This is a genomic window from Pseudomonas sp. NPDC089530 (assembly GCF_050280705.1).
In the GTDB taxonomy this organism is placed as follows: domain Bacteria; phylum Pseudomonadota; class Gammaproteobacteria; order Pseudomonadales; family Pseudomonadaceae; genus Aquipseudomonas.
Genome location: NZ_JBNNVU010000012.1, coordinates 41,378 through 53,238, shown reverse-complemented (window position 1 = coordinate 53,238; position 11,861 = coordinate 41,378). Strand labels below are relative to the sequence as shown.

Below are 11,861 nucleotides of genomic sequence, written 5' to 3'. Positions count from 1 at the left end.
CATGAATAATCAGCCAGAGGTTCACCATGAACATCATCAAACACCTGCTCGGCACCTCGCTGCTGACCTTCAGCCTGCTGGTCCAGCAGGCGCCGGCGGCGGACAAACCGGCACCGATCCATTTCGGCGACATCACCTGGGAAAGCGGCAGCCTGATCACCGAGGTGCTGCGGCTGATCGTCGAGAAGGGCTACGGCTACCCCACCGAAACCCTGCCCGGCAGTACCGTGAGTCTGGAAGCGGCTTTGGCCAGGAACGATATCCAGGTGATCGGCGAAGAGTGGGCCGGACGCAGTCCGGCCTGGGTCAAGGCCGAAGCCGAGGGCAAGGTGTTCGGCCTGGGCGACACGGTCAAGGGCGCCACCGAAGGCTGGTGGGTGCCGGAATACGTGATCAAGGGCGATGCCGAGCGCGGCATCGAACCGCTGGCCCCGGAGCTGAAATCGGTGGACGACCTGGCGCGCTACAAGGCAGTGTTCAGCGATCCGGAAGACCCGGGCCGCGGGCGCTTTCTCAACAGCCCCAGCGGCTGGACTTCGGAAATCGTCAACAGCCAGAAGCTCAAGGCCTATGGGCTGAGCGACAGCTTCGTGAACTTCCGCACCGGTTCCGGCGCGGCCCTGGACGCCGAAGTCAGCTCGTCGATCCGCCGCGGCAAGCCGGTGCTGTTCTACTACTGGTCGCCGACGCCGCTGCTGGGCAAGTTCAAGCTGGTGAAGCTGGAAGAGCCGGCCTTCGATGCCGAGGCCTGGAAGACCCTGGCCGATGCCGGCAACCCCCATCCGCGGGGCACCCGGTCGCTGCCAGCGCATCTGGCCATCGGCGTGTCCGCGCCGTTCAAGGCGCAGTACCCGGAACTGGTGAGCTTCTTCGAGAAGGTCGACCTGCCCATCGACCTGCTGAACCGCACCCTGGGCCGGATGAGCGAAACCCGCCAGCCGCCGCGCCAGGTCGCCGAGGCCTTCCTGCGCGAACAGCCGCAGGTATGGCAGGGCTGGGTACCGAGCGAGATTGCCAGCCGCGTCAGCGCCGCCCTTTGACCCGCTCCTACAGGGCGGCTTCGGCCGCCAGGGCCGCTTGCACGGCTTCGCGCCGGGCAATGCGCGCCTGGAAGCGCACCAGCGCCGGCCACTGCTGCAGGTCGATGGCGAAGCCGGCGGTCCAGCGCAGCACGGTGAACAGGTAGGCGTCGGCGATGCCGAAGGTGGCGCCCAGCAGGTAGTCCTGCTGTTCCAATGTCTGGTTCAGCAGCCCCAGGCGCTTGAACAGTTTCTGCCGGATCTGCGCCTTGGTCGCCTCGGGAAACCCGTCGTTGAACAGCCAGCCGAGGCCGCCATGGATCTCGCTGGAAACGAAGTTGAGCATCTCCTGCAGCCGCACCCGCGGCCAGCTGCCGTTGGCCGGTGCCAGGCCCGCCTGGGGTTCGAGGTCGGCCAGGTACTGCAGGAGCGCCGGCCCCTCGGTCAGCACCTGGCCGTTGTCCAGCGCCAGCGCCGCCACATAACCCTTGGGGTTGATCGCCAGGAAGTCGGCGCCGTCGACCGTGGTCTTGTTGCGGTTGTCGACCCGGATCAGCTGGAACGGCAGGGCCAGTTCGCGCAGCACGATATGCGGGGCGAGGGAGCAGGCGTCAGGTGAGAAATACAGCTTCATCGGGGGCTCTCCAGAAAAGGGGAAGGCCAGTGTCACAGTCCGCGCTGCTCTCAGTAAAATGACTCTTTCAGAATGCAGCCATAAGGACAGCTACTGCCATGATGAACCTGATGCACTGGCGCCTGCTGGTGGCCGTGGCGGACACCGGCAACATCACCCGCGCCGCCGAGCGGGTCGGCATGACCCAATCCGGCGCCAGCCAGGCCCTGGCCCTGCTCGAGGACAACCTGGGCGTGCAGCTGTTCGTTCGCGAACATCGCCAGGCCCTGCCCACGGCCGTCGGTGGAGCCGTGGTCGAGCAGGCGCGGCTGATGCTCGCGGCGTTGCAGAACATCCGCGACACCGCGGACGCGGCCCGGGACATCCAGCGCGGCACCCTTCGCCTGGCCAGTTTCCCCATGGTGCTGGCGACCTTCCTGCCGCCGCTGCTGCGGCGCTTCAAGCAGTTGTACCCGGGGATCCAGGTGGTGGCGCTGGAGGTCAGCGACGACGAGGTCGAGGCCTTGCTTGCGGCGCGGCTGGTCGACGTCGGGGTGGTCCTCAACCCCGCTCCCGGGCGCAGTGCCGGCCTGCTGGGACGCGATGCCTGGGTGGCGGTGCTGCCGGCCGGGCACGCCCTGGCGCGTCGCACTCAAGAGCAGGGGGTGAGCTTGCAGGAGCTGGTGCGCGAGCCCTTCGTGCTGGCCACCGGCGGCTGTTCGGTCAATGCCCGCAGCCTGGCGGCGGACGCCGGCCTGGAACTGGCGGATGTGCGGGTCGAGGTGCGGGAGTGGAGCAGTGCCTTCACCCTGGTTCGCGAACAGGTGGGGGTGAGTCTGGTGCCACAGATGACCTTGCCGGAACAACGCCACGGCCTGTGCGTGCTGCCGTTGAGCGTGCCGATCCAGCGCAGCTTTGCCCTGGTGCTGGCTGAGGGCGGTGAGCCGTCGCCGGCGTTGCGGGCCTTGCTCGATCTGGTGGGACAGGGCTGAGCCCGGAGAAGGGGCGGCCCGCTCATTTGGGCCGATGACTGAAAAGGGTTCCGTGCGGGAACCCTTCTTCGGTGTGTCGCTTACAGCGCGGCGAGGAACTTGTCGGCGACTTGTTTCTCGACGCCATTAGCGTCTTTCTCGACCTGTGCCAGCTTCAGCTTGTCCTGCATCCGCTGGGCGATTTCCTGGGCCACCGCCTGCTGTTTCTCCGGCGGCATGTTTTTCAGCTCTTCCTCGGTAATGCCCATCTCTTCGAGGATTCTGTCGCGCAGGCGCTGTTCGGGGGACTTGCTCATGTAGTCCTTGAACTCATTCAGGGCTGAACCCTGGGTGGCGCTGTTGGTTTGCGCGGTGCTGGCGGTCGGCGGGGTGGCCTGCAGCAGCACGCGGGTCTTGGCGAAGGCCGCCGCGACATTGTCGCTGACCGTATTGCTGGCCTGTTGCACGGTCTGGGAGGCCTGGAACGTCGCGGCGTTCTGCACGTTCTGCATCAGGCCGCTGTACAGCGCGCTGGCGGCAGCGGTGGTAGGGTCCAGGTCGGACCGCTGGGAGGGCTGGATTGCCGAGGTTTTCTGGGCACTGACCAACATGATTGGGTACCTGCATGTAAGGGCTCTCCCGGGCTAAACAGCAATTTGCGTGCCGTTGCCCCGGAGCGCTCTGGGATGGGACCTGGCGCCGATCGCCCAGCAAGGCTGGCGGCACACGGCGGACAAGCCTTGCCGCTTGCGGCCAGCGGCGACCGGTTGGCGCGCAGACGCTATCGACCGTCGTAGGCGCGAATCAGGGGTGGCCGTTGCGCCCATGCAGCAGGAACCCCGGGCGTTCGCTGAGGCGCTGGTAATAGGCGGCGACGGCGGGATAGTCCGGGTGTTCGATGGGCGCCACGGCCCAGCGGTGCACCGACAGGCCGAGGACGATATCGGCCAGGGTGAACCGGTCGCCGAGCACATAGGCGTCGCTGCCGGCCAGTTGCTGCTCGAGCAGGGCCATTTTTTCGTTCCAGCCGCGCACGCCGGCGGCGATCCGCTGCGGGTCCTGATAGTCCGGGTTCTGCCGCACCAGGGCATGGAAGGCATAACCCCAGGAGGGGTTGAGCTCCGTGGCCTGCCAGTCCATCCATTGCTCCACCAGCGCCCGGCGCCGGGCTTCGCCGGGCAGCAAGCGTTGTCCGGGCACCTTGCTGGTCAGGTAGCGACAGATGCTGTTGGATTCCCAGAGCACGCCGGCTTCGTCGATCAGCACCGGCACCTGGGCGTTGGGGTTGAGCTTGAGAAACTCGGGGCTGTGGGTCGACTGGAAGCCGTTGCCCCAATCCTCGCGTTCAAAGGGCAGACCCAGTTCCTCACAGGTCCACAGTACTTTTCTGACGTTGATCGACGACGCTCTACCGAGAATTCTCAGGGTTCCCATGGGACGTTCCTTGGCGGTTGGGGAGGCCCGGGGAATGTAGCAACGCCGCCCGCCCGCGTCGATGACGATGGGGGCCTGGGGCTCAGGCCGGGTCGGGCAGCGCCGAGGCCGGCAGGCCGAAGACCCGGTCGAACAGCCAGTTGAAGACGAAGGTGTAGCAGGGGATGAACAGGATCAGCGCCAGGTCCAGCAGGAAGGCCTGCACCAGGCTGATGTGCATCCACCAGGCGATCAGCGGGATCAGGAACACGATCAGCGTCAGTTGGAAACCCACGGCATGGGCGATGCGCCGCTTGACCGTGCGGGTCCGCGAGACCTGGCGGCTTTCCCAGCGCTCGAACAGGCTGGTGTAGATGAAGTTCCAGGTCACCGCGATGCTGGTGATCACCACCGCCAGCGGCCCGGTGCTGCTCGGCGAGGCGCCGGACAGAAGGGCCAGGCCCAGGGCCGAGAACGTCATGCCGAACACCTCGAACAGGGACACATAAACCAGTTTGCGCTTGATGCCTTGCATGCTTTTTTCCTCTGCGTTCATTGGCCGGGCCGCTCCTGGAGCAGGAAAGGCTGGCGAAGGCGGCGCAAGATAGCTTCAATAGACGTGACAGAAAAAGTCAGAATCTTTCAGATTTACTGATGGGTAAGGGTTTGTGAATTTCTCCAGCGACAGCATCCAGTTGTTTCTCGCCGTGCTCGAGCGCGGTTCGTTTTCCGCCGCGGCCCGGGCCCTGGGCAAGGTGCCTTCGGCGGTGAGCATGGGCATCGCCAACCTCGAGGCCGAGCTGGGATACCCCTTGTTCGACCGCAGCCATCGCGAGCCGGTGCCCACCGCCATGGCCAACGCCCTGGCGCCCCATGCGCGGCTGATCGCCGAGCAGCTCAAGCACTTGCAGGTGCATGCGGTGGAGCTGTCCCTGGGGCTGGAAAGCCGGCTGTCCATCGGCGTGGTCGAGGACCTCGACAAGTCCCGGGTGCTGGCGGCGATCAAACTGATCGCCGAGCGCCATCCCTTGCTCGATATCGAGGTGCTGAGCGCGCCCCAGGACGATGTGCTGCAACTGCTGCACAGCGGCCGGATCGCGGTGGGCGTGGCGTTCGCCGGGGTCAGCCTGAATGTGCTGGAGTATTTCCAGTACGTCGGCAGCGAACGGATGATCGCCTGCATTTCCGCGCAGCACCCGCTGCCCATGGCGCCGGATGCCACCCTCTACCTGGAGGAGCTGGTCAACGTGCGCCAGGTGGTGGTCGCCAGCCGCGACTTGCCAATCCGCGATACCCGGCCGCTGATCGCCGAGTCCTACTGGCGCACCGACAGCCTGGCGATGGCCCTGGACATGGTCGAGTCCGGCATCGGCTGGGGCAATTTCCCGCAGTCGGTGATCGCTCCGCTGCTCGAAGCCGGACGGCTCAAGCGCCTGACCTTCAAGAACATCGATAACGGCCTGCTGCTGCCGGTGCACGCGGTCTGGCTGAGGAGCCAGCCCCTGCAAAAGGCCGCCCAGGCCTTTGTGCAGTTGCTGGGCGGCCAGGACCCGGCGCTGGGCGTCTGAAACGGGGAGCGTTCAGGCGCTCGCCAGGGCCTGGCAGCGCAGCCAGTCGAGCAGGCGGGCGACCGGCGAGTCCGGCTCGATCGCCTCGGGTGACAGCAGGTAGTAGGCGCTGCCGTCGGCGATAAAACCGCAAGGCGCGACCAGCAGGCCCGAGTCCAGGTCGTCGCGCACCAGTTGCCAGGGCGCGATGGCCAGCCCCAGCCCGGCCACTGCCGCTTGCAGGCTGAAGTAGAAATGCTCGAAGACCTGCTCCTCGCCCGCGCTCTGTTGCAGGCCCTTGAGGGCCGACCACTGCTCCCAGGCCTGGACCCGGGTCGCGCTGTGCAGGCGCGGCGCGTTGTCGGCCAGTTGCACCCTGCCGCTGGCTTCGCGGGTCCAGCCAGCGGCCTGTTCCGGACGGCACACCGGGCCGATGGCTTCGTCGAACAGCCACTGCGCCTGGGTGTGCCGCTGCCAGGGAAAGTCGTTGCGGCGGATCGCCAGGTCGATGCCCTGGCCGAAGACGAAGGGCCCGCCGCCGGCCACCAGTTGCAGGGGAATGTCCGGGTGGGCGGCGAAGAAAGCTGGAATCCGTGGAATCAGCCAGCGCATCAGCAGGGTCGGTTCGCAGGACAGCACCAGGGGCGCGGCGTTGTCCGGCGTCCGCAGTTTGCGCGCGGCGGCCTCGATCAGGTCGAAGGCATTCGTCACGCTGTGCAGCAATTCGCGGCCGGCGTCAGTGAGAAACACCCGGTGGCTGCGCCGCTCGAACAGGCGCGTACCCAGGTCTTCTTCCAGGGCGCGCACGGCCCGGCTGATGGCGCCATGGGTCAGGTGCAGGGCTTCGCCGGCACGGGTGAAACTCTCCAGCCGGGCGGCGGCCTCGAAACAGCGCAGGGCGCTCAGGGGCGGCAGGCGCCGTTTGACTGTCTGTGAGTTTTCATCACCGAGAGTGTCAGTTTTCATCGTTCGCTCTGTGACTGTTCGTGCCCATAAAGTGTGGGCCGGATTCTATAGCGAAGGCGTTTGAAAATGACCGAACTGTTAGTGGTAATCACCATCACCTTTCTGGCGGTGCTTAGCCCGGGGCCGGATTTCGCCATGGTCACGCGCAACAGCCTGGTGCTGTCGCGGCGCCATGGGGTGTTCACGGCACTGGGGATCGGGCTCGGCGTGATGCTGCATATCGGCTACACGCTGTTCGGCGTCGGGCTGCTGGTCAGGGAGTCGTTGTTTCTGTTCGGCGTCTTGAAAATCGCCGGGGCGCTGTATCTGGTCTATCTCGGCATCGGCATGCTGCGCTCCCGGGGCGACGAGGCGGGCGAGGTGGCGGTCGATGGGCGTCGGATCTCGGCCTGGGTGGCCTTGCGCAGCGGTTTTCTGACCAATGCGCTGAACCCCAAGACCATGATCTTCGTGGTCAGCCTGTTCATGCAGGTGATGCAGCCGGGTACGGTGCTGGCGGTGCAGATCGGTTATGGCGCGATCATTGTCCTGGCCCATGTGCTGTGGTTCGTGGCGGTGGCGCTGTTCTTCTCGGCGCCGGGCATCCGCGCCCGGCTCATGGCGTACAAACGGCGTATCGACCAGGTGTTCGGCGTGCTACTGGTGGGCTTCGGCGTGCTACTCAGTGCCTTGAGCCTGCGTTCCTGAGCGAGGCTCAGGTGCTTTCGCGCACTTTCAACTCGAAGCCCATGTCCACCACCGGCCGGGCCACGGTGTTGCCGGCCATCAGCGTCAGCAACTGTTCCGCCGCGCGGCGGCCGATGGCTTCGCGCGGGGTGCTGATGCTGCTCAGGCGCGGCACCATGTGCGCCGAGGCGGGCAGGTCGTTGAAGCCCATGATCGCCACGCGCTCGGGGATCTTGATGCCGTGACGCATGGCTTCCAGGAGGGCGCCGTGGGCCAGGTCGTCGTTGCCGAAGAAGATCGCGTCGACGTCCGGGTGGCGGTGCATCAGTTGCAGGAACAGCTCGCCGCCCAGGCCCACCGACGAGGGGCGCGGGGTGAGGATTTCCAGGTTCGGGTCGTACAGCCCGGCCTTCTCCAGGCCGCGGCGGAACCCTTCGCCGCGCATCAGGGTGCGCTGGTCGAGCTGGGCGCCGATATAGGCCAGGCGTTTGCGCCCGCGCAAGATCAGGTGCTCGGCGGCGGTTTCGCCGGCATTGTGCTGGGAGAAGCCCACGCAGTTCAGGCCGGCGTCGGGGTTCAGATCCATCATGTAGACGCAGGGCACATTGCTGGACTCGACCATCCGTCGGGCGCTTTCGGTCCGGTCGAAGCCGGTCAGCAACAGGCCGCGCGGCTGATAGGCCATATAGTTGCGCAGCAGGTTTTCTTCTTCGTCGGGGGAATAGTGGAAGTTGCCGATCAGCACTTCGAAGCCCTTGGGCCGCAGCACCTGATGAATGGCTTCCAGGGTCTCGATGAACAGCAGGTTGGACAGCGACGGCACCAGCACCACCACCGAATGGCTCTGGGCCGAGGCCAGGGCGCGGGCGGCGGGGTTGACCACGTAATTGAGCTCGCGGGCCGCCTTCTGCACCTTTTCCACCAGCTCCTTGGCCACCGTGTCGATGCCGCGCAGGGCCCGCGAAGCGGTGATCGGGCTGACGCCGGCCAGGCGCGCGACTTCGTTGAGGGTAGGGCGCCCCGTGGTGCGGGTATTTTTATCGTTCTTGGAGGAGGTCATCAGACGGCTTGCCAAACAAAATTCAAGTCACTAAGGTAGCGCTGTCTCGAAACAGCTGCAATGCGTGAGCGCGGTCGGCCTGACCCGCACTCTTCGGTTTCGCGGCCTATATACGCGGCAACCCACAAAAATGACAAGAAGGCGTCGGCAGAAACTATTTTTGCACTAGCATTTCCGAGAGCGAAGGTAGCGCTGTCTGCGCGCTGAGGTGTTACATGAGTCAACCCATCACCGCCCTGGTCATCATGGGCGTTGCCGGCTGCGGCAAGTCCAGCGTCAGCGAAGCGCTGTGCCAACGCAGCGGCGCTACGGCCATTGAAGGCGATACGTTCCACCCTGCCGCCAATATCGCCAAGATGAGTGCCGGTATCCCCCTGGACGACGACGACCGTGCCGGCTGGCTCGACAGCCTGTGCGACGAGTTGCGCCGGGCCCTGGCCGCCGGACAGCGTCCGGTGCTGACCTGCTCGGCGCTCAAGCGCAAGTACCGCGACCGCCTGCGCAGCGCCACTCCGGGCCTGGGCTTCGTTTTCCTGCAATTGACACCTCAGGTGGCCGCCGAGCGCGTGGCCCACCGACCGGGGCATTTCATGCCCTCGACCCTGATCGACAGTCAGTTCGCCACCCTCGAATCTCCCGTCGGCGAACCCCTGACCCTGGCATTGGACGCCACCATCCACAGCGTTGACCGCCTGGCCGAACAGGCCCATGGCTGGTGGCTGGAGCATGGGCTGGAACCATCCCGGTAAGCTTCGGTTCATCTAGATAGCGCTATCCCACTCGGCTCACGTTTTTAATGCGAATAAAAACAACAAACCGGAGGCAACCCCCATGTTTGGCATGTCCCAAGAGACCTTTCTGCTGATCGATGCAGTGGTCACCATCATCGGGCTGATCGTGCTGATCACCCGATTCAAGCTGCATCCCTTCATTGCCCTGACCATCGCCGCGGGTTTCCTCGGCCTGACCTCGGGCATGCCGGTGGACAAGATCATCAAGGCGTTCCAGGACGGCTTCGGCGGGGTACTCGGTTTCGTCGGGATCATCCTCGCGCTGGGCACCATGCTCGGCAAGATGATGGCCGAGTCCGGCGGCGCGGATCAGATCGCCCAGACCCTGATCCGCTCGTTCGGCAAGGAGCGGGTGCAGTGGGCGATGATGTTCGCCGCCTTCCTGGTGGGCATCCCGCTGTTCTTCGAAATCGGCTTCGTGCTGCTGATCCCGCTGGTGTTCATCGTCGCCCGGCGGACCGGCGTGTCGATCATCAAGATCGGCATTCCGCTGCTGGCCGGCCTGTCCGCGGTGCACGGCCTGGTGCCGCCGCATCCGGGGCCGCTGCTGGCCATCGGCGTGTTCGGCGCCGACATCGGCAAGACCATTCTCTACGGCCTGATCGTGGCCCTGCCGACCGCCATCATCGCCGGTCCGATCTACGGCACCTTCATCGCCAAGCACATCCCGGGGCATCCGTCCCAGGAACTGGTGGACCAGCTGGCGCGGGAGAACACTTCGCAGAACCTGCCGAGCTTTGGCGTGACTCTGCTGACCGTGTTGCTGCCGGTGTTCCTGATGCTGCTCAAGACCTTCGCCGACGTCGCGTTCCCGGACGGGCATTTCTTCCGCATCTGGATGGACATGATCGGTCACCCGATCAGTGCGTTGCTGCTGGCTTTGCTGCTGTCGCTCTACACCTTCGGTTCGCGCCAGGGCATCGGTTCCAAGCAGATCCTCAAGCTGCTCGACGCCAGCCTGGCGCCGACCGCGGCGATCATCCTGATCATCGGCGCCGGCGGCGGCTTCAAGCAGATGCTGGTGACCAGCGGCGTGGGCGATGTGATCGGCCACATGGCGGTCAATGCGCAGATCTCGCCGATCCTGCTGGCCTGGCTGGTGGCGGCGGTGATTCGTATCGCCACCGGTTCGGCGACCGTGGCCACCATCACTGGCGCGGGCATCGTGGTGCCGGTGGTCGGCATGATTCCCGGGGTCAACCGTGAGCTGCTGGTGCTGGCCACCGGCGCCGGCTCGCTGATCCTGTCCCACGTCAACGACGCCGGTTTCTGGCTGGTGAAGCAGTACTTCAACATGACCGTGGCGGAAACCTTCAAGACCTGGACCGCGATGGAAACCATCCTCTCGGTGGTGGGCCTGATCTTTATCCTGCTGTTGTCGCTGGTGGTCTGATCCGCTTCCTGTCGCGAGATACAAAAAAACCGCATCGCTGCGGTTTTTTTGTGTCTGCTCGATCTCAGCCTTTCGCTACCAGGCCATCGGCCCGGAACATGCCGCGGATGCCGCGTACGGCCTGGCGAATGCGGTCCTGGTTTTCGATCAGGGCGAAACGCACGTGGTCGTCGCCGTATTCACCGAAACCCACCCCCGGCGAGACGCAGACCTTGGCCTCGGCCAGCAGCTTCTTGGCGAACTCCAGGGAGCCCAGGTGCGCGTAGGCCTCGGGAATCTTCGCCCAGACATACATCGAGGCCTTGGGGTTCTCGACCATCCAGCCCAGCTCGTGCAGGCCCTTGACCAGCACGTTGCGGCGCTGGCGGTACTGTTCGGCGATGTCTTGCACGCACTGCTGGTCGCCTTCCAGCGCGGCGATCGCCGCCACTTGCAGCGGGGTGAAGGTGCCGTAGTCGTGGTAGCTCTTGATCCGCGCCAGGGCGCTGACCAGTTCCGGGTTGCCGACCATGAAACCGATGCGCCAGCCGGCCATGTTGTAGCTCTTGGACAGGGTGAAGAACTCCACCGCGATGTCCTTGGCACCCGGCACCTGCATGATCGATGGGGCTTTCCAGCCGTCGTAGACGATGTCGGCGTAGGCCAGGTCGTGGACCACCAGTACGTCGTATTGCTTGGCCAGGGCGATCACCCGTTCGAAGAAATCCAGCTCCACGCACTGCGCGGTGGGGTTGGACGGGAAGCCGAGGATCATCATCTTCGGCTTCGGGATCGAGCCACGGATGGCCCGTTCCAGCTCGTCGAAGAAGTCCACGCCCGGTACCAGCGGCACCGAACGCACCTGGGCGCCGGCGATCACCGCGCCGTAGATATGGATCGGGTAGCTGGGGTTGGGCACCAGCACGGTGTCGCCCTGGTCCAGGGTGGCGAGCATCAGGTGCGCCAGGCCTTCCTTGGAGCCGATGGTGACGATGGCTTCGCTTTCCGGGTCGATATCGACCTCGTAGCGATCCTTGTACCAGCGCGAGATCGCCCGGCGCAGACGCGGAATACCCTTGGAGGTGGAGTAGCCGTGGGTGTCTTCGCGCTGGGCGACGGTGACCAGTTTTTCGACGATGTGCGGCGGAGTCGCACCGTCGGGGTTACCCATGCTCAAGTCGATGATGTCTTCGCCGCGCCGACGCTCAGCCATCTTCAGCTCGGCAGTGATATTGAAAACGTAGGGGGGGAGTCGATCTATGCGCGCAAAGCGGCGCGGCGAACCTTGTTCGGCCATTGTTGCCTCGGAGTACGTGAGCGCCCGGAACCGTCCGAGCGACGTCGGCCACTGCGGTGGCCTGCGGGGCAGACGATAAGGGTAGGGGCGCCAGGCTGTCCAGAGGGCCGTGACAACTATTTTTTTTGCCGGTGCCGGCATTGCCT

General features: G+C 65.2%; 13 protein-coding genes. 6 read left to right on the top strand and 7 right to left on the bottom strand.

Translation table 11 applies throughout. The features are described from left to right. Positions 1–26 precede the first annotated feature (26 nt). Complete coding sequence (locus ACQKQA_RS07375) at positions 27–1,040, top strand: ABC transporter substrate-binding protein (protein WP_427555011.1); 1,014 nt, start codon at positions 27–29, stop codon at positions 1,038–1,040. A 7-nt stretch (positions 1,041–1,047) separates the two neighbouring features. Here ACQKQA_RS07375 and gstA read toward each other — a convergent pair whose 3' ends face one another. After that, the gene (gene gstA / locus ACQKQA_RS07370; protein ID WP_427555009.1) at positions 1,048–1,653 is read right to left on the bottom strand and encodes a glutathione transferase GstA; all 606 of its coding nucleotides are present in this window, start codon (positions 1,651–1,653) and stop codon (positions 1,048–1,050) included. A gap of 98 nt (positions 1,654–1,751) precedes the next feature. On the opposite strand from gstA, the gene ACQKQA_RS07365 reads away from it, so the two are divergent. Then, the gene (locus ACQKQA_RS07365) at positions 1,752–2,624 is read left to right on the top strand and encodes a LysR family transcriptional regulator (protein ID WP_427555007.1); all 873 of its coding nucleotides are present in this window, start codon (positions 1,752–1,754) and stop codon (positions 2,622–2,624) included. Positions 2,625–2,704: 80 nt separating this feature from the next. On the opposite strand, the gene ACQKQA_RS07360 is transcribed toward ACQKQA_RS07365, so the two are convergent. The 3 genes from ACQKQA_RS07360 to ACQKQA_RS07350 all read right to left on the bottom strand — a co-directional run bounded on the left by ACQKQA_RS07360 (position 2,705) and on the right by ACQKQA_RS07350 (position 4,551). After that, positions 2,705–3,214: a hypothetical protein gene (locus ACQKQA_RS07360; protein ID WP_427555005.1), complete on the bottom strand. Its 510-nt coding sequence runs from the start codon at positions 3,212–3,214 to the stop codon at positions 2,705–2,707. A 193-nt stretch (positions 3,215–3,407) separates the two neighbouring features. Then, positions 3,408–4,037 (bottom strand): glutathione S-transferase family protein, encoded by a 630-nt coding sequence (locus ACQKQA_RS07355; RefSeq protein ID WP_427555003.1) that lies wholly within the window; start codon positions 4,035–4,037, stop codon positions 3,408–3,410. Positions 4,038–4,119: 82 nt separating this feature from the next. Beyond that, positions 4,120–4,551, bottom strand: a complete 432-nt coding sequence (locus ACQKQA_RS07350; RefSeq protein WP_427555001.1) for a PACE efflux transporter — start codon at positions 4,549–4,551, stop codon at positions 4,120–4,122. Positions 4,552–4,684: 133 nt separating this feature from the next. Here ACQKQA_RS07350 and ACQKQA_RS07345 point away from each other — a divergent pair, with 133 nt between their 5' ends. Next, positions 4,685–5,584, top strand: a complete 900-nt coding sequence (locus ACQKQA_RS07345; RefSeq protein ID WP_427554999.1) for a LysR family transcriptional regulator — start codon at positions 4,685–4,687, stop codon at positions 5,582–5,584. Between the two features lie 12 nt (positions 5,585–5,596). On the opposite strand, the gene ACQKQA_RS07340 is transcribed toward ACQKQA_RS07345, so the two are convergent. Next, positions 5,597–6,529, bottom strand: coding sequence for a LysR family transcriptional regulator (locus ACQKQA_RS07340; protein WP_427554997.1), 933 nt, complete (start codon positions 6,527–6,529; stop codon positions 5,597–5,599). A gap of 66 nt (positions 6,530–6,595) precedes the next feature. Between ACQKQA_RS07340 and ACQKQA_RS07335 the strand changes: the two genes are divergently transcribed. Continuing rightward, on the top strand, positions 6,596–7,216 hold the full coding sequence (locus ACQKQA_RS07335; protein ID WP_427554995.1) for a LysE family transporter: 621 nt from the start codon (positions 6,596–6,598) through the stop codon (positions 7,214–7,216). A gap of 7 nt (positions 7,217–7,223) precedes the next feature. On the opposite strand, the gene ACQKQA_RS07330 is transcribed toward ACQKQA_RS07335, so the two are convergent. Further along, positions 7,224–8,255, bottom strand: a complete 1,032-nt coding sequence (locus tag ACQKQA_RS07330) for a LacI family DNA-binding transcriptional regulator (protein ID WP_427555106.1) — start codon at positions 8,253–8,255, stop codon at positions 7,224–7,226. Between the two features lie 215 nt (positions 8,256–8,470). Between ACQKQA_RS07330 and ACQKQA_RS07325 the strand changes: the two genes are divergently transcribed. Together ACQKQA_RS07325 and ACQKQA_RS07320 are read left to right on the top strand one after the other, a co-directional pair. Beyond that, positions 8,471–9,004 carry a gluconokinase gene (locus ACQKQA_RS07325; protein WP_427554993.1) on the top strand — a complete coding sequence of 178 codons (534 nt, stop codon included), beginning with the start codon at positions 8,471–8,473 and terminating at the stop codon, positions 9,002–9,004. Positions 9,005–9,086: 82 nt separating this feature from the next. Continuing rightward, entirely contained in the window at positions 9,087–10,439 is a 1,353-nt protein-coding gene (locus tag ACQKQA_RS07320) for a GntP family permease (protein ID WP_427554991.1), read from the top strand. Positions 10,440–10,503: 64 nt separating this feature from the next. On the opposite strand, the gene alaC is transcribed toward ACQKQA_RS07320, so the two are convergent. Next, complete coding sequence (gene alaC / locus ACQKQA_RS07315; RefSeq protein WP_427554990.1) at positions 10,504–11,715, bottom strand: alanine transaminase; 1,212 nt, start codon at positions 11,713–11,715, stop codon at positions 10,504–10,506. Positions 11,716–11,861 lie beyond the last annotated feature (146 nt).

Bases quoted from the DNA above. Each gene is read 5' to 3' on its own strand.
- ACQKQA_RS07375 (WP_427555011.1), top strand. From the start codon at position 27: ATGAACATCATCAAACACCTGCTCGGCACCTCGCTGCTGACCTTCAGC.
- gstA (WP_427555009.1), bottom strand. From the start codon at position 1,653: ATGAAGCTGTATTTCTCACCTGACGCCTGCTCCCTCGCCCCGCATATC.
- ACQKQA_RS07365 (WP_427555007.1), top strand. From the start codon at position 1,752: ATGATGAACCTGATGCACTGGCGCCTGCTGGTGGCCGTGGCGGACACC.
- ACQKQA_RS07360 (WP_427555005.1), bottom strand. From the start codon at position 3,214: ATGTTGGTCAGTGCCCAGAAAACCTCGGCAATCCAGCCCTCCCAGCGG.
- ACQKQA_RS07355 (WP_427555003.1), bottom strand. From the start codon at position 4,037: ATGGGAACCCTGAGAATTCTCGGTAGAGCGTCGTCGATCAACGTCAGA.
- ACQKQA_RS07350 (WP_427555001.1), bottom strand. From the start codon at position 4,551: ATGCAAGGCATCAAGCGCAAACTGGTTTATGTGTCCCTGTTCGAGGTG.
- ACQKQA_RS07340 (WP_427554997.1), bottom strand. From the start codon at position 6,529: ATGAAAACTGACACTCTCGGTGATGAAAACTCACAGACAGTCAAACGG.
- ACQKQA_RS07335 (WP_427554995.1), top strand. From the start codon at position 6,596: ATGACCGAACTGTTAGTGGTAATCACCATCACCTTTCTGGCGGTGCTT.
- ACQKQA_RS07330 (WP_427555106.1), bottom strand. From the start codon at position 8,255: ATGACCTCCTCCAAGAACGATAAAAATACCCGCACCACGGGGCGCCCT.
- ACQKQA_RS07325 (WP_427554993.1), top strand. From the start codon at position 8,471: ATGAGTCAACCCATCACCGCCCTGGTCATCATGGGCGTTGCCGGCTGC.
- ACQKQA_RS07320 (WP_427554991.1), top strand. From the start codon at position 9,087: ATGTTTGGCATGTCCCAAGAGACCTTTCTGCTGATCGATGCAGTGGTC.
- alaC (WP_427554990.1), bottom strand. From the start codon at position 11,715: ATGGCCGAACAAGGTTCGCCGCGCCGCTTTGCGCGCATAGATCGACTC.